The sequence below is a fragment of the Clostridioides sp. ZZV15-6597 genome (assembly GCF_020657815.1).
Classification (GTDB): domain Bacteria; phylum Bacillota; class Clostridia; order Peptostreptococcales; family Peptostreptococcaceae; genus Clostridioides.
The window spans coordinates 1-17,390 of sequence record NZ_JAGWCT010000081.1 but is presented as its reverse complement, the minus strand read 5'-3'; the positions used below and the strand labels follow the sequence as shown (position 1 = coordinate 17,390).

Genomic DNA, 17,390 nt, shown 5'->3' with positions numbered 1-17,390 from the left:
AAACACTTCACATACATAGTACCCAACAGCTACCACCCCCACCGCCACCCCATCCGACCCGTCCCCCACCCCAACACACAATCACCCACCTCACCCCCTCCCTCCCCCCACCCATTTTCTCCCCCCCCCCCCCCCCCCCCACCCCCCCCCCAAACATACGCACCACCGGACACGAGATCTGTCTAAGAGACAGGTATAGATTTTTACTTTTATCTATGACTTAGTTTTTTTCTACATCTGAGTAATCTACTCCAAAAGTTTCTACAGTCACAGCTTTCATAATTTGTGGAGTCTTTGGCTTGTCCGCTGCTCCTGTTCTAACTGATGCTATTTCATCAACTGTATCCATACCTTCTATAACTCTACCAAAGCCTGCATATTGACCATCTAAATGTGGTGAATTTTTATGCATTATAAAGAATTGAGAACCAGCTGAATTAGGTGCCATAGTTCTAGCCATTGATATAACTCCTCTTTCATGCTTTAGATTGTTAGTAAATCCATTTCCACTAAATTCACCTTTTATAGAATAGCCTGGGCCACCCATTCCAGTACCATTTGGGCATCCACCTTGTATCATAAATCCTGGTATTACTCTATGAAATGTTACTCCATTATAATATCCATCATCTACTAATGATACAAAATTCTTAACTGTATTTGGTGCTATATTTGGGTATAACTCAATTTTTATTTCTTTTCCATTTTCCATTACTATAGTTACTATAGGATTTTTATTTTCCATGACTTATTACCTTCCTTTTTATTAATTAAATTACACAATTACATTTATTATATTATACTCTAAATTAAAGTCTATCAAGTATATTTTTTCCTATTTCATATCCTTCTTGATATATAGTTTTACAAAACTCATCATCAAAGTTAAGAGTATCTTTAGGTGCAAATTGAGTATTAGGTCTAACTACTATTATTTTATCTTCATTATATATTTTTTTGATGTCATCTGGTAAATCATAATTATACTTTGTGGATATCAAAATAATTTTATCCACATTATCCACAATTAAAGGCTCAATTAATGCACTCCTAATTAGACCACCATCCAATTTAAAACCATCGTAAATACCATCTTGCACATCCTTCATAAATTGTTCTTTAAATCCAAGAGTAGCATTTGGATTTGATGGTAACAATCCACTATATGAAATGCTTAAGATTGCTTCATCTTTAGGCATTTTTAACACATTTACAACCTTTTCTGATACTACCTTATTATTAACTTCTACATAATTAACATAGAAGTTCATTTTCTCTATTTTACTATCATCTAGTTCTTTAAGATTGTCTATAACAGGAGAATTATCCACAGTATTATTTACTATTTTCACATTTCCGTTCTGGATATCTTTTATATTTGTCCACATTTTTTCCAAGTTATCAACATTACCTGTGTATAAATAATATCCATTCATCGCTCCTATTGATGTTCCTGAAATCGAATAAAAATTATTTATTCCATTATCATATAAAGCCTTAACTACCCCCGCTTGGTAAGCTCCTTTTGCTCCTCCACCTTCTAAGCATAGTCCTAATTTCATAGTTTCATCTCCAAATTATTTATCTTATATTTATATTTCAAAAAATTTACTAAATGTTTTATATATACTATAATGGTCTTCAACATTACCTAATTCTCTTACAGAATGCATTGCTAAAATTGGACTTCCTACATCCACAGATGGTATATCTACATGAGTAGAAGATATTGGACCTATTGTACTTCCACCCCTCTCATCTGACCTATTTACAAATTCTTGATACTCGACATTAGCTTCTTTACATATATTTTTGTAAACAGCTATAGAATATCCATCGCTTGTATATGCTTGACTTGCATTTATCTTTATAACAGGCCCTTTCCCCATAACTGGTTTATTAGTTGGGTCATGTTTTTCTGGAGTATTTGGATGAATAGCGTGAGCTAAATCTGATGATATCATGAAAGACGAATAAATAGACTCAAAAAATCCTTCTCTATCTTTCCCTATTGATAAACATATTCTCTCCAATATATTTAATAGCATATTTGAATCTGCACCTTGTTTAGTGGAACTTCCAACTTCTTCATTATCAAACACAGCCATTACATTTACACCACTTTGTCCTTTAGTATCAACTAAAGCATTTAAACTAGCATGTACCATTGCAAGATTATCTTGTCTTCCAATAGATATAAATTCATCATTAGCCCCTATTAAACTTCCTTTTTCAAATTCATATAAGAATAAATCAAAGTCTATTATATCTTCCATCTTTACATTTAAATTAGACGATATTTGTTTTAAAAGAAAGTTATCTTTTTCTAATGTATCATTTAACAATCCAACTAGAGGTAACATATCTTTTTGTTTATTATATGAATGACCCTCATTTATACTTCTATTCAAATGTATAGCTAGATTTGGTATTATACAAATTGGCTTTTTAAAGTCGATAAGTTTTTCTTTTGGCTTAAGTACACTATCTCCTTTTAAGACTACTCTCCCAGCTATACCAAGTGGTCTATCTAACCACGTACTTAATATTGCTCCTCCATAACATTCTGTATTCAACTTCAAATAAGCTTTCTCAGCTTCTATTTCTGCATTTGGCTTAATACTAAATGTAGGAGAATCTGAGTGAGAACCTATTATTCTAAATCCACCTTCTTCTATATTATCTGAGTTAACTACAAAAGCTACTATAGCAGATAAATTTTTAGTCACGTAGTATTTTCCACCTACTTTTAGATTCCATTTCTTATTTAAAGCTAACTCTTCAAATCCATTTTTATCTAAGACTTCTTTAGCACTATCAACTGCGTGAAAAGATGATGGGCTATCGTATATGAAATCTATTAAATTTTTAGCAAAGCTTATACTATCCATTCCTAATTTTCCTCCATTATAAAATATCTAGTGTTGTATATTCTTTATTTATTTTTTTAATTCCTTGCTTATCAAAGGCTATAGTAACATCTGTTCCAGTTATAGACACGACTGTTCCAACCCCAAATTTAGGATGATGTACTTTAGAACCAAGCTTTATATCTTCTGGATTAGTCTCTTTATTTGAATCTTTTATTGTAGCATTAACGTTATCTGCAACTTTAGATTTACTTATAGTATTCATATACTTTTTAGTATATTTATCTAACATATTATAACTTGCTTTAGAATAACTTAATTCCTTTTTCATTTTGTACAATCTTTCTATACATTCTTCTGGTAACTCTTCCATAAATCTTGAAGCTATTGCAACATTTGTTTTACCATATAGCGTTCTCTTTTCAGTTAGTGACATGTATAGCTCTTCTTTAGCTCTAGTTATACCAACATAGCAAAGCCTTCTCTCTTCTTCTATTTGAGATTCACTCAGAGACTTTATAGCTCTTGATATAGGAAATAGACCTTCTTCCATACCTATCAAAAATACAACTGGAAACTCTAACCCTTTAGATGTATGAATTGTCATAAGAGAAACTCTATCATTGTCCTCTTCATCATTAGATTCAGATGTAAGTGCTATACTAGTTAAAAATGTCTCTAAATCTTTATTTTCATAAGTATCATCACTACTACTTTCAAACTCTAGTGCTATAGATATAAATTCTCTTAAATTATCAATTCTATCTTGAGCTTCTTCACCTTTACCAGTTAAATCTTTTTCATTTTTATTTCTTGTCTCTACAAGTTCATCCATATATCCTGTAGTATCCAAAACTTTTTCTATTAACTTACTAACAGGATAGACTTCTTTTATAGTTCTAAGTGTACCTATAATATCAACAAATCCACTTATACTTGCTCTAGCTTTTGTAGATATATCAGAATTTGTTTCTATATCAATTAAAACTGAATATATACTCTCTTGTTTCAGATTGGCTCTATCTTCAATTTTTTCTATAGTTCTAAGCCCTATACCTCTTCTAGGAACGTTTATAATTCTTTTTATAGATATGTCATCCTGTGGATTTTGAATAACTCTTAAATACGCTACTAAGTCCTTTATTTCTTTTCTCTCATAAAACTTTGTACCACCATATATATTATATGGAATTTGACTTCTGTTTAAAGCGTCTTCTACAGGTCTTGCTTGTGCATTTGCTCTATAAAGTACTGCAAAATCTTTGTATGGTCTATTCTCTTTTCTAGCTATTTGTGCAATTGAGTCAGCTATAAAATCAGCCTCTTCTATTTCACTACCAGTTAGTTGTATCTTTATAAGTTCTCCTTCTTTCTTTTCACTCCAAAGTTTCTTTCTTTTTCTTTCTATATTATTGGATATAACTTTGTTAGCTGCATCTAATATTACTTGTGTTGACCTATAATTTTGTTCTAGTTTAACAACATGTACATTATCATAATCTTTCTCAAATTCAAGTATGTTTCTTATATCTGCGCCTCTCCATCCATAAATACTTTGGTCATCATCTCCAACAACACAGATATTTTGATGTTCTCTAGCTAATAATTTTATTAGTTCATATTGAGCTTTACTCGTATCCTGATACTCATCTACCATTATGTATCTAAATCTACTTCTATAATAAGCTAACACTTCATCATTAGCCTTAAAAAGTTCTACAGTTTTAAGTATTAAATCATCAAAGTCAAGTGCACTATTTCTCTTTAAACGGTCTTGATATAGAGCATAAATATCTGCAATCTTAACCATTCTATTATCTGCCATGTTGATATCTTTAAACTGTTTTGGAGTATAAAGCTTGTCTTTTGCTCCTGAAATGGCGCTTATAACTGCTTTTGGTTCAAATACCTTATCACTTAAATTTAATTCTTTAAGACAGTCTTTAACCAATGTAACTTGGTCTGCAGAATCATAAATTACAAAACTCCTATTGTAACCAATCTTATTTATATCTTTTCTGAGTATACGAACGCAACAAGAATGGAATGTACTTATCCACATGTCCTTAGTTTCAGGACCTATGTTTTGCTCAACTCTCTCTCTCATTTCATTTGCAGCTTTATTTGTAAATGTTATAGCTAATATATTTGGTGCTTGTACACCTTTATCTTCTATAAGGTATGCTATTCTTGTTGTTAATACCTTAGTTTTACCTGAACCAGCACCAGCCAGTATAAGTACTGGACCTTCAGTTTTTTCTACTGCTTCTCTTTGAGCAGGATTTAATGTATCTAAATTCATATTTCTCCTCCTGTTAACAGCCATAAATATATTTTAATCTAAAATATGAATTACTTCAAATTATAATTATGTATTATATTAATAGATTATTGTCAAATTTTAACAATTAGATAACACTTACTTATAAAATTTATTTTTATTCTTTATAAAAAAAATAACCTTATGATTTGGGGAATCATAAGGCACCTTTAAGGGGTCTAGGTTAAGGGTTATTATATATAAATCTATTTTTTTAAAATAGGTTTAGGGCTTAATTATTTATTTGTATTAAGTCTCTTTCTTTCCAGTACTTATACAAATCTTCTTCTTTCTTAAATAAAGGTAAGTTCATATTTTTATGTACCTTTACTAACCACGGAGATTCTAATCCAGCTTGTATAATATTGTTCTCATTTACAAATACACTTTCTGCGTTTCCTTCATCAATTAAAATCCCCTTATCCAGTACATATATATAATCGCATATTTCATACATTAAATTCATATCATGACTGGATATTACTATTTTTATATTATTTTCATCTAATCTCTTTATTATATCTACAATAGACCTAGTACTTACTGGGTCTAATCCAGCTGTAGGCTCATCAAGCAATACAATTTCATTTTCCATTGCTATAACTGATGCAATTGCTACTCTTTTTTTCTGACCATAACTTAAAAAGTGTACTGGTCTATCTATAAAATCTATTCCATTAACAGCTATCAAAGCTTTATTTATTCTCTCTTTAATAATTTTTTCATCCATTCCAATGTTTCTCATCGCAAATGCTATATCATCATATACTTTTGAGTAAAATATTTGTTTTTCTGGGTCTTGAAAGACAATCCCTACATTTTTTCTAAGATTATACAAACTCTTCTTATCATACTTTAACTTTTCTTCTTTGAAAAGTATTTCTCCAGACGTAGGCTTTAGTATTCCCATTAAGTTCATAAATAAAGTTGATTTTCCTGAACCATTTGAGCCTATTATACCTATAACATTTCCCTTTGAGAAATCCATATTAATGTTCAATAATGCATTAGCATTTTTTTCATATTGATATGTTAAATTATTTATTTTAAACATCATTATCCCCTACTATGTGAAATTTACCATCATACAATTTTATGTCTAATGATATACACATATCATCATACCTTGTCATAAGCCTTTTGTACAGCATACTTCCAAGAATCCCTAAAGATTTATATGAAGTTTTTAAATTTATGTACCCAAATCTTAATTCTTGTGACTTATATATCTCTGAAAATTCTTCTAAAAATATAAATATAAATCTATATATCAACATTGATAATTCAACAAAGGTGTCCGGTAAATGCAATTTCTTAAAGAAAAATATCAACTGATTAAAAGGTGTTGTAAGTATACAAAAATACACACAAGTTAAACAAGACATAGCTCTAAATAACACATGAATAGACATGTCAATAGATGCCTTTGATATTCCTACATAAAAACTAAAAAACTGAAAACTATATAGTAGGTCTGTTTTATTAAAAGATATATTCACAAGAGTTATACCTATACTAAGAAATAAAAAATACATCGGTATTTGAAGTAATTTCAAATAATTTTTTAAATCTATCCCTGCTACACAAACAACTAAAATACTCATTAAAATCATAATTCCACTTAAGATAAATATATTTTTTATTATCATAGAAGCAATTAGAAAAATTGCTCCTATGGCTACTTTTTTATTTGGATTTACTTTACTTAATCTATTTGTATATGCATATTTATCAATGATAAGCATAATTAACTTCTCTTTCCTTTTTGAAGACCTAATATGTATCCTATTACACCTGCACCTAGAGCTGCTTGTGCAGAGAATAATAAACTCTCTATTTCTCCACTTGGTGGCTCATATGGACTACTAAACCAAGGCTCATAATTTGGATTTATCTTAGTAATTTCACTTTCAGCTTGACCATCTGCTCCTCCATATTCAGCACCTGAATTTACAAGTAATGGGAATATTATAAGAGCTACTACTAATAAAAGTAGTAATATGTTAGTTTTTGTTTTTGTTTTAGCACTCATTAGCTTTAACTCCTTTATCATTATTTTCTAGTATGCTTTTTTCTCCATTTTCTGTAATCAAATTATATACAATTACAGTAAGAATACCTTCTGCTATTGCTATTGGTATTTGAGTCATAAAGAAAATTCCTAAGAATTTAATTGCTGAAGCCATCACTCCACCTGATGGGTCTGGGAAAGCCAGTGCTAGTTGTATTGAAGTTATTGTATATGTGGCTAAATCTCCTATTGCTGCTGCAAGAAATACTGGTATAGCATTGTTTCCATCTTTTTTCTTTAATGCTTTGAATATTAAAAATGATATAATTGGCCCTATTATAGCCATTGAAAAAGCATTAGCTCCTAAAGTAGTTATTCCCCCATGTGCTAGTAATAATGCTTGGAATATTAGAACTATAGTTCCAAGAACAAACATTACACTTGGTCCAAACATTATTGCTCCAAGACCTACTCCAGTAGGATGTGAACAACTTCCTGTTACTGAAGGTATTTTTAATGCTGATAAAACAAATACAAATGCTCCACATAGAGCTAATAAAACTTTCTTCTTAGGGTCTTGCTTTACTATTTTACCTATTGATTTTAATCCCACTAAGAAAAATGGTATAAATATAACTCCCCATGCTATAGACCATTTTACTGGTAAGTAACCTTCCATTATATGCATTGCATTTGATGTAACTGGAGTTAAAATGATTAACATAAGTGCAGCTATAACCCCTAATTTGATATTTTGTTTCATTTGAGTATCCCCTCTCCCTTTCTAATAATTAAAATATGAATAATATATGTAACCTTATTCTAGCAAAATAAAAAAGCCTAACTCGATGGCTAGGCTTCTAATTTTCGACAATCTAAATACAAACACATAAAATAAACATATCTGTATAATTATTATAAGAAACTTTCTCCATCCCCGAAGAAATCACTTTAATATTTTAGGCAGGTCTCCTGACTTAGCTTCATCCTACTCCTCTTCCTTCCCATGAAATATAAAAGCATATTATCATAGTGGCTAACAAAAGTTTCGTCTGCATCACAGTAGCGGGGGCTGTAAAGGAATTTAACCTTCTTCCCTATTAATCTTGCTTAAAGAACCTATAATATTATATATTTAATTTTTAATATTACTTTATTTTTAATTCATTTTCTATATAAATCATTGTATACCTTTTCTGTGAAAATTTCTACATTTTTTACAAATTTTATTCATTTTTATATTTTTATGTATATAAATTCTTTTTTATAAATCAATTAACTCCTAATTATCTTTTTTAAATACATTGAAACCACATCAGAAAATCTAGTTATGTCTCTTGAATATATAAAATCGTTTCCATATATTAATCTTTCAGCTTCAAGCTCTGATTCTTTACCTGTAAATACTCCTAATACTAAAATATTTTGTTTTCTAGCTTTTCTTACTTCATTAGCTGTATCTCTTAAACCAACAATACCTCTATAAGCTTTTTCTCCTCTTAAAGTTCTCTCGCTATTTTTTCCTATCTTTACATCATTTGGCCTTCCATCACTAAGAACTATCAAAATTTTATTTTCTTCGTCTCTATTTATCAAACCACTACATATGGATTTTATAGCTAAACCATCTCTATTATTACCAGCACAGAAGTATTCAAAGATGTTTTCACTATTTTTAATACTGTCATCATAATCCTTAAATCTTTTTAATATCGTGTAATCTAAGAAACTAGAAAAACCCATAACTCTATTTGGTATTCCAACTTCTGTCAAGGCATTTGCAATTATGTAAGCTTGAATTGCTACATTTCCTTGGTTTCTACTTTGAGAACCACTTGCATCCAACAATATATCAATAACATATTTCCCTTTTTCATTTTCTATATCTTTATAAAATATTTTATTATTGTTACTCCTTCCAACTCTCCAAGCTCTATTTGCTAGGATAGTTCCACAATCAGAATACACTCTAGTTTTAGCATTTTCTTCTACTAAAATCCTAGCAAGGCTTTCTTTTAATCGCTTTATTTGTTGTCTATACATCCTAGCATGTTCTCTAAATTTGCCTAAATTATTTTCTTTTTGTCTTGTCACATATTTCAGCTGAAAAACGTTATTACATTCACTTCTAAGAACACCATCTGTAAAGTGAATTCTGCATCCCTCATGTACGTTTCTGCAATTTTGTGTTTCAAGCTTTTTAATTTCACCCTTACTTAAATAAGTTTTCCCATAATAATGTTCTATTTTTGAATATATTTTATTTACAGTCTCTTCATCAACATATATAACTCTGTCTGCTGAATTACTAGATTGAGAATCATCAAAATCCCCTACCCCTTCTACAAGCATCGATGAAGATATTGAGTCTATATCACTTTCAATAATGTTTTCTCCTTCATCACTATAAAGTTCTTCATACATAAAATCAGCAAATGTATCAAAGTTTACTTCAACATCCTTTACATTGTTTTCATCATATGTAGAATTGCTTTCTTCTCCATTTAATATATATTCAAAATAAGTTAAATATATAACATCTAATGCTTTTAAAATCTCCATAATATCTTGATTCGTATCTATATTCCTTATGTCATTAACTATTCTTCTAGTTATACTGTCTAATGCTGGATGCTTGTCCATATTATAAAGTACAAATGCATATTTAATTTTATCCATAATATTGTCATTGTTTATTTTGGTAAAACGTGAAACAATATCTTTATAAGCATTTCTTCTTATATCTTCTATCCCTGGCCTATCTTTAATGGCCTTTTCTTCAACTATTGTATTTAATATAACTTGAATTAGACCCAATATAATATCTTTGTCATATCCTTTTCGTATTCTGTTTGTAAGATATTTTTTAACTATGTCCCAATCTACATACTTTCTTCTAGCTCCTGCAATTATTGCAAAGTATAGACCTATTTCTTTTGAAGAATAATCTTTTTCTGATATATCTATACTTTCATTGTAATCACCAGCTATTGTCCAAGATAAGTTATTTGCTCTATTTTCAAATTCATAATCATCATATATCCATTTCATAATCTCACCTATATTAAATATGACTTATTGGAAATACATCTGCACTCTCCCATTTATTAGGTATTCTCGTTTTAATTACATCTCCAACCATTTCTTTTTCATATATATCAAAAGTCTTTCCTGTCAGTCCCATATTAATTGCAAGAGTTGGTTTCAATCCTCTCCTTATAGTCTTAAGAGATGCCATAAGACCACGTAGGTCAATAGCTTTACTAGATATCTCACCATTTTGAGATTTCAATTGTAAATCTAAAAATATTCCTGCAAAGTGTATTAATTTCTCTTCATCAGCATCTGAAAATTCATTTTTTAAAATCATCATTAACTTATCTTCTTCTATTGGAGGAATATCTATTACCATAAATCTAGATACTAGTGCTTCATTAAGTTCTTTTGTTCCTGCATACTCGTAATTCATAGTTCCAATAAATCTTGTTGCTGGGTGCAGATTAACTCTCTCATAGCCGGGTACATCAATCACTCGACGATAATCTAAGGCTGAATGAACTACAACTATAGCATCATTTTTTGCCATGTTAATTTCATCAAATACACCAAAGCCTCCATTAATAGCACATTCATAAACTGAACCTCTTCTAAGTTTAACTTCATTGTCTATAAATGTATCTGTACCTATAAGTGTTGAACTATCTGTGTTTATATGAAATGATGTATTCCACTGAGGTCTATTAAATATCTCGCCTAAATTATCAGCAAGTAAATTTTTTCCTGTTGCCTTTGGTCCTGACAATAAAATATTTTCTTCTTCTAAAATCGCTGCTATACACATAGATAATATGTCTTTTCCATAAAAATAAGTTTTAGACTTTGTTACTCTGTATTCTAAATCTTTTTCCAATCCATAATAATTTTTAAAATACAGTACATCTTCAATAAGCTTTTCATCTACCCCTTGTACCCTTAAATTATCTATTATATCCATATTGTTACCCCTTTTATATAAATAATATTTGTTTCATTTCTTAACACCATTTTAGCATAAAAGGATATAAGCTAAAATTGATTTTTTAATCTCCCCCATTTTAAGTAAGACCATGCACCATTTTATCACTACAAAATTAAGTAAGGCGACATGATTAAGGAGGTGACAAATCTACCTTTACATAAGAGTATTATACTCCCATACTGTGAAATCAATAAGTACAAGATAAATTTTGTAGACATAGTAATCGTATTAGATATGTTTATACAGTTTTACTATTAGACAAAATAAAGAGTACTACTTACTGATATTTCTTGATTTTGTTCGTCTATACGTATATAATATATGCTGATAAATTATGAGGAAAGGATGATTGAAATATGGAATATATGTCTTGCCCAGAAGTAGCAAAAAAATGGGGCATTTCTGAAAGAAGAGTACAAAAACTATGTGAAGAAAATCGCATACCAGGAGTTTCAAAACTCGGGTATATGTGGCTGATACCAAAGGACGCAGAAAAGCCTGTTGATGGTAGAGCAAAAAGAAGAAAGGAAGTACAATATGAATAGTGTTTTGATTATAGATGATGACAAAGAGCTTTGCGCTCTTATGAAAAAATGTGTTGAGCAAGAAAATTTATCTGCTATTACTGCACATTGTGGTGCAGAAGGTCTACATTTGGTCGATAAAAATAGACACACACTCTCTCTTGTAATTTTGGACATAATGATGCCAGATATAGACGGTTTTCAAGTTCTGAAAAAAATTAGAGAAACAAGTAATATTCCAGTAATTATGCTTACCGCTAAAAATGACGAGGATGATAAAGTTTCCGGACTACGTTTAGGTGCTGACGATTACCTAACAAAACCGTTCAGCATAAACGAACTTATGGCTCGTGTCAATTCTCTTATTCGTCGGTATACTATGTTAAACCCTGCTTTTATAACAGACACAGATTGCATAATAATAAATGGCATGATTATTGACAAGACAAACCGAATTGTTTCTGTCAATAATATTCCTGTTCAACTTACAAGCAAAGAATTTGATTTACTTGCTTTTCTGGCTTCTAATAAGGGACGGGTGTTTACCAAAAAACAGATTTATACACAAGTATGGGAAGAAGAATATGCTTTTGACGATAGTAACATCATGTCTTTCATCAGTAAATTGAGAAAAAAGATTGAACCAGACCCCAACCATCCATTTTATATTTTGACAGTTCGTGGTGTCGGTTATCGTTTTAATAAGGAGGCTTAACATGAATACAAGTGTCTATCTGCTTTTGATATTGGCTCTTAGCCTGATTATTATAGCGTACCTTGTTTCTGTCCTGCTACGTGTCCGAATACAACTTACACTTATAAAAGATGCTTTAGAGGATATAAAAAATGGAAACCTTAATCGCCGTATTTTAACAGATGAAAACGACATTACAAAACAAATTTGCTATGATATTAACGAAATGGCAATCAATAGCCAATTTCAACTTATTCAGCAAAAACAATCAGAACAAGCCTACAAACAGCTAATGACAAGTCTCTCCCATGATGTAAAAACTCCACTTGCTTCTTTGGTCGGTTATTTGGAAGCAGTAGAAAGTAAAATTGTTGTAGGAGAGGAAAAAGACGAGTATATCCATGTTGCGTCTGATAAGGCTCATTACTTAAAGAATTTTGTAGAAAATCTATTTGAATGGGTAAAATTGGATTCTAAGGAACAAGTTTTTCATTTTGATATTTTTGACTTGAATGAATTATCCCGTAATATTATATCTGATTGGATACCTGTTTTAGAAAGCAGTCATTTTGAATATGAATTTGATATACCAGAAATAGAGTACTTCTTACGCATAGACGCAAATGCATATACCCGTATCATTAATAACCTATTACAAAATATTATTACCCATAGTAGTGGTGACAAAATGACATTGAGAATTTTTGAAAACAAAGATCAAGCTCAAATTGTAATAACAGATAATGGGAAAGGTATATCTTCAGACAATCTCCCACATATTTTTGAAAGGTTGTACCAATGCGACCATTCACGAGCTTCAAAGGGGAATGGTTTAGGCTTGGCGATTGCAAAGGAACTTATTAACGCTCATAAGGGAAATATTACCGCCAACAGCACTCCCGGTATGGGAACAGAATTTACAATATTGCTTCCTAAAGCCCTGTAAAAGTCCGAGGCTTTCTTACTCTAAAACAAGATAAAAGCAAGATTATGGCAAGGTTTTGGCAAGGTTCATGTTTTATAATTCTAATTGTAGTTGATTTTGACGTTGTATCAACTATGATTTTGTAGAAACAAATTTATTAAAAGTGAGGAAATTATATATGAATGATTTTGTGATTGAAACAAAGCAACTTACAAAAATTTATGGAAATCAAACAGTAGTTGACAAAGTCAATCTCCATGTAAAAAAAGGCCGAATCTATGGTCTGTTAGGACGCAACGGGGCTGGGAAAACCACAATTATGAAAATGATTTTAGGGTTGACTTCAATCACGTATGGCGAGGTAGATGTATTTGGAGAGAGTATTAAGGGACGTGAAAAACGAGTATATCCCCGTATTGGTGCAATTATCGAAACACCAGGATTTTATCCTAATCTGACAGGAACGGAGAACTTGGAGGTTTTTGCAAAACTGCGTGGTACAGCCGCCCCTAATTCTGTAAAAAGAGCATTGGAGATTGTAGGCTTACCTTATAAAAATAAAAAGCTGTTTAGTAAATATTCGCTTGGCATGAAACAGCGACTTGGTATTGCCAACGCTATCCTGCATGACCCAGAACTGTTAGTTTTAGATGAGCCAACCAATGGTCTTGACCCTATTGGTATTGCGGAGATGAGAAAGTTTATTAGGGACTTGAGCGATGAGCATGGAAAGACAATTCTTATTTCCAGTCATATTCTTTCAGAAATCTCATTGTTGGCTGATGATATTGGAATTATCGACCACGGTGTTCTTTTGGAAGAAAGTAGTATGAGTGAACTAGAAAAGAAAAACAGTAAATATATCCTACTACAAGTTTCAGATATTCCAAAGACATCACTTATTTTAGAGCGTCAATTTAACACGAAGGATTATTCCGTTCAAGATGACCACACTTTACGCCTTTATAACACTACTCTGGATATGGGTGAAATCAATAAAGCACTTGTAATGCAGAATGTAACTGTTATTAGTTCTCAAATTTGTAATGATACTTTAGAGGACTACTTTAAAAAAATCACAGGAGGAGAGGGCATTGCTTAAACTTATTCAAACAGAATTTCTTAAACTGCGTCGTAGGAAACTTATTTGGCTGATGTTGTTGTCCGCTCTCATTATGCCGTTTTTCGCACTACTATACTTCAATTATTTTGGTAAAACAGGTGTTGAGCCAATAAAGTTTTATAAATGGTCTGCATTTGGTTATACACTTTGGATTATTTTACCCGTTGTTTTGGGTATACTTTGCACCATGCTTATACACGAAGAAAACCAGTATAATATGCTCAAACAGCTTTGGATTGTACCTATTAGTAAAATGGGATACTTTTTTAGTAAATTTTTCGTTGTTTTGATTTACTCTATTTGTTTTATGCTGATTACAGCCATTGCTTCTGTGTTATTTAGTGTACTTTCTGGATATGTCGTATTTAACTGGGCAAGCATTTTATATTTGTTGAAAAAATGTTTAGAAATTGGTGTAATCACTGCTTTTGTAATGTTGCCGATTTTGGCAATCGCTACATCTCAAAAAGGATACATTCTCCCAATTTGTATCACATTGGTATATGCCTTTTCCGGTTTTGTTCTAATGACAATAAATATGTATTTACACCCATTATCCAGTATGGGAGTTATTATCATGAGAAATAAAGACATTCCAGGTCTTATATTTTCACAGGAAATTAATGTCCCATTAGCATTTCTTTGTATTTGTATTTGGAGTATTGTATCAGTATTGTTTGCAAACATTACACTAGGAAGAAGAAAGTGAGGTGTAGATAATGTGGAAATTACTTTGGGCTGAATGTCAAAAAATTCGTCGTTCAAAAATTGTTTGGATTACAGTTTTTGCATCCATTATGATAGCAGTCATAGTTTTTGCAGGAGGGCAGGATGTATATAATGACCTAGATTTACATTATGGCTTAAAGAGCGTTTATGACGGTTCACGGTATATAGACAATGCAGGTTGGTATATGGATGCGGTACAACCTTGGTCAACTTTTTTTGTTCTTCCTGCTGTCATTGCCCTATTAGGAAGCTATATTATTTGTCGTGAAGAAGAGGAGGACACTATTAAATCCCTGCGTCTTATTCCCATAAATGAAACAAAATTAACCATAGCAAAAATGATTATTACTTTTATATTCAGTATACTTCTTTATTTGTTACTCTTTACTATAACATTTTTGACTGAATCCGTTTTACATTTTTCCGATTTATCGATAAAACTGGTTTTAAGTTGCATGAAAGAGTATTTTCTTGATGGCATAGGTGTATTCCTTGCAATTTCTCCCATTATTGCCTTAGTATCGCGCATGAAAAAAGGATATTGGCTTGCATTAGTATTCACAGAAGTTTATTCTATTGCTGGACTATTTGCAGGTATGTCAAATGTCTTACAAACCTTTTTTCCTATTGCGGCAATATTTAATCTTTCTGGATACTATATAACTACTGGAGAAAAAATTATGAGGAGTATCATAAGTTTATTACTTTGTGCCTGCCTTTCTGCATTTATACTGAAAGGGCTAAAACACAATGAAAAAAATTGAAATAGGTATATCAAAATGAAAAAGATAAAAAAACTGATTATTCTAATTGTATTCTTGTTTCTTTTTGGTATGTTACACTGTTATACTGAATGGAAATTCAACAATGACCCACCTAAAGGGGTAATAGAAAGAATAAATGAGTGGACTGATAAGATTGGACTGGATTAGTAACTTATGTTAATTATAGTGAATGTAATATTAGCAAGTTATTGTTTCATATTTTAATACTATAATTTTAAATATTTGGTTTTAATCTGCCAAACGAATGTAAAAAAACTGTCACAGAAGCAACATATTTTTGAACATTTATAAAGCGGTAGTTTTGATTTTCAAAGCTGTCGCCTTTTCTATATAAGCAAACTTACCCTCAACAAAGTGTAAAACATGGTACATTTTAAGAAAAAAGTACCACAGACACAAGCGATAAAAGAAACGCCGAGAACCTACAAAAACGTAGTGTTTATGCAGATTTACGACGCCTTCTATTTTCTCAACCGTCTTAATGACCTTGTACAAAAAAAAATTTTCTAATATTTTTTATAATCTTATCTTGTGATGTTTTTTATGTATATATGACTTAATACCAATTCCAATAAAAATTATGGATATTGGTATAATGAGAACTAGGAATTTATAATCATTATAATGTGACATTATTTTTACCCAACTCTCTGAAAAAATATACCCAATACTAATTAACGAAGTATTCCATATGGTGATACCCACAATAGAGGATATAATAAAAGTTATAATATTCTGACCTGCAATACCTGCTATAAAAGATATGTATGTTCTACATAGAGGAATTAACCTACATACACAAACAGAAATAGAAGAGTATTTGTTAAAATAATCTTGTGATGTAAAAATTCCCTTTTTTGCCTTGGGACATATCTCTACTATCTTATTTATGATAGATTTTCCTCCCAAATTGCCTATTGTATAACAAAATATCGAACCAAGTATACCTGCAACTATACTTAAAATTAAAATAGTTAAAAAACCAAAATGATTTCTTGCTGCAATAGCTCCACAAAGTGGTAAAACTACTTCACTAGGTAATGGAAAACAAGCATACTCAATCATAATTAATACAAATACAGATATTAATCCATATTGTAAAATAAAACTATTGATTACAGACACCCAATTATCTATCTCCTTTCTTATTTAAAAGTACATACCTATAAAACCTCACATCCTACATTAAAAGAATTAATTTATAAAAAACTCTTTTAAATATTATATGTGTTTATATAAAGCATTTATAACAGACTTATCCTTTTTAAATAAGAAATTTGAAAATAAGAAACTTGACAACAAAAAATAAAAAAAATTACGTGGCTACGTCCTACTCTCCCAGGCAGTTTCCCACCAAGTACCATCAGCGCTAGAGAGCTTAACTTCTGTGT

At 30.8% G+C, this 17,390-nt stretch carries 18 protein-coding genes and 1 riboswitch; of the genes, 7 read left to right on the top strand and 11 right to left on the bottom strand.

The window, feature by feature from the left end; translation table 11 throughout:
• Positions 1 to 220: 220 nt before the first annotated feature.
• From KGF52_RS15625 to KGF52_RS15580, 10 genes are all read right to left on the bottom strand, one after another.
• Positions 221 to 745: a peptidylprolyl isomerase gene (locus tag KGF52_RS15625; protein ID WP_227840791.1), complete on the bottom strand. Its 525-nt coding sequence runs from the start codon at positions 743 to 745 to the stop codon at positions 221 to 223.
• Between the two features lie 64 nt (positions 746 to 809).
• Positions 810 to 1,562 carry a patatin-like phospholipase family protein gene (locus tag KGF52_RS15620; RefSeq protein WP_227840790.1) on the bottom strand — a complete coding sequence of 251 codons (753 nt, stop codon included), beginning with the start codon at positions 1,560 to 1,562 and terminating at the stop codon, positions 810 to 812.
• Positions 1,563 to 1,592: 30 nt separating this feature from the next.
• Positions 1,593 to 2,891 carry a M18 family aminopeptidase gene (locus KGF52_RS15615; protein ID WP_227840789.1) on the bottom strand — a complete coding sequence of 433 codons (1,299 nt, stop codon included), beginning with the start codon at positions 2,889 to 2,891 and terminating at the stop codon, positions 1,593 to 1,595.
• Between the two features lie 16 nt (positions 2,892 to 2,907).
• Positions 2,908 to 5,172, bottom strand: coding sequence for a DUF3553 domain-containing protein (locus KGF52_RS15610; protein WP_227840788.1), 2,265 nt, complete (start codon positions 5,170 to 5,172; stop codon positions 2,908 to 2,910).
• Between the two features lie 250 nt (positions 5,173 to 5,422).
• A complete protein-coding gene (locus KGF52_RS15605) occupies positions 5,423 to 6,244 on the bottom strand; it encodes an energy-coupling factor ABC transporter ATP-binding protein (RefSeq protein ID WP_227840787.1) in 822 nt (273 codons plus the stop codon).
• Positions 6,237 to 6,935, bottom strand: a complete 699-nt coding sequence (gene cbiQ, locus KGF52_RS15600; RefSeq protein WP_227840786.1) for a cobalt ECF transporter T component CbiQ — start codon at positions 6,933 to 6,935, stop codon at positions 6,237 to 6,239. Before cbiQ ends, KGF52_RS15605 begins: the two co-directional genes overlap by 8 nt.
• 2 nt (positions 6,936 to 6,937) lie before the next feature.
• A complete protein-coding gene (locus tag KGF52_RS15595; RefSeq protein ID WP_227830378.1) occupies positions 6,938 to 7,222 on the bottom strand; it encodes an energy-coupling factor ABC transporter substrate-binding protein in 285 nt (94 codons plus the stop codon).
• Positions 7,212 to 7,964, bottom strand: coding sequence for an energy-coupling factor ABC transporter permease (locus tag KGF52_RS15590; RefSeq protein WP_227435530.1), 753 nt, complete (start codon positions 7,962 to 7,964; stop codon positions 7,212 to 7,214). The genes KGF52_RS15595 and KGF52_RS15590 overlap by 11 nt, the downstream gene beginning before the upstream one ends.
• 181 nt (positions 7,965 to 8,145) lie before the next feature.
• Positions 8,146 to 8,339: riboswitch (cobalamin riboswitch) on the bottom strand.
• A gap of 137 nt (positions 8,340 to 8,476) precedes the next feature.
• Positions 8,477 to 10,252 (bottom strand): nitric oxide reductase activation-like protein, encoded by a 1,776-nt coding sequence (locus KGF52_RS15585; RefSeq protein ID WP_227840785.1) that lies wholly within the window; start codon positions 10,250 to 10,252, stop codon positions 8,477 to 8,479.
• 13 nt (positions 10,253 to 10,265) lie between these two features.
• Positions 10,266 to 11,195, bottom strand: coding sequence for an AAA family ATPase (locus KGF52_RS15580; protein ID WP_227840784.1), 930 nt, complete (start codon positions 11,193 to 11,195; stop codon positions 10,266 to 10,268).
• 380 nt (positions 11,196 to 11,575) lie between these two features.
• On the opposite strand from KGF52_RS15580, the gene KGF52_RS15575 reads away from it, so the two are divergent.
• The 7 genes from KGF52_RS15575 (at position 11,576) to KGF52_RS15545 (ending at position 16,146) form a co-directional block, all read left to right on the top strand.
• A complete protein-coding gene (locus KGF52_RS15575) occupies positions 11,576 to 11,764 on the top strand; it encodes a helix-turn-helix domain-containing protein (RefSeq protein WP_227840783.1) in 189 nt (62 codons plus the stop codon).
• Positions 11,757 to 12,458 (top strand): response regulator transcription factor, encoded by a 702-nt coding sequence (locus KGF52_RS15570; RefSeq protein ID WP_009895385.1) that lies wholly within the window; start codon positions 11,757 to 11,759, stop codon positions 12,456 to 12,458. Before KGF52_RS15575 ends, KGF52_RS15570 begins: the two co-directional genes overlap by 8 nt.
• Before the next feature lies 1 nt (position 12,459).
• Positions 12,460 to 13,383: a sensor histidine kinase gene (locus KGF52_RS15565; RefSeq protein ID WP_227840782.1), complete on the top strand. Its 924-nt coding sequence runs from the start codon at positions 12,460 to 12,462 to the stop codon at positions 13,381 to 13,383.
• 157 nt (positions 13,384 to 13,540) lie between these two features.
• Positions 13,541 to 14,464, top strand: coding sequence for an ABC transporter ATP-binding protein (locus KGF52_RS15560; RefSeq protein WP_227840781.1), 924 nt, complete (start codon positions 13,541 to 13,543; stop codon positions 14,462 to 14,464).
• The gene (locus KGF52_RS15555) at positions 14,457 to 15,194 is read left to right on the top strand and encodes an ABC transporter permease (protein WP_227840780.1); all 738 of its coding nucleotides are present in this window, start codon (positions 14,457 to 14,459) and stop codon (positions 15,192 to 15,194) included. The genes KGF52_RS15560 and KGF52_RS15555 overlap by 8 nt, the downstream gene beginning before the upstream one ends.
• 10 nt (positions 15,195 to 15,204) lie before the next feature.
• Entirely contained in the window at positions 15,205 to 15,978 is a 774-nt protein-coding gene (locus KGF52_RS15550) for an ABC transporter permease (RefSeq protein WP_227840779.1), read from the top strand.
• A 15-nt stretch (positions 15,979 to 15,993) separates the two neighbouring features.
• Positions 15,994 to 16,146: a hypothetical protein gene (locus tag KGF52_RS15545; RefSeq protein WP_009888176.1), complete on the top strand. Its 153-nt coding sequence runs from the start codon at positions 15,994 to 15,996 to the stop codon at positions 16,144 to 16,146.
• A 369-nt stretch (positions 16,147 to 16,515) separates the two neighbouring features.
• Here KGF52_RS15545 and KGF52_RS15540 read toward each other — a convergent pair whose 3' ends face one another.
• Positions 16,516 to 17,124 carry a DedA family protein gene (locus KGF52_RS15540; RefSeq protein WP_227840778.1) on the bottom strand — a complete coding sequence of 203 codons (609 nt, stop codon included), beginning with the start codon at positions 17,122 to 17,124 and terminating at the stop codon, positions 16,516 to 16,518.
• Positions 17,125 to 17,390: the final 266 nt, after the last annotated feature.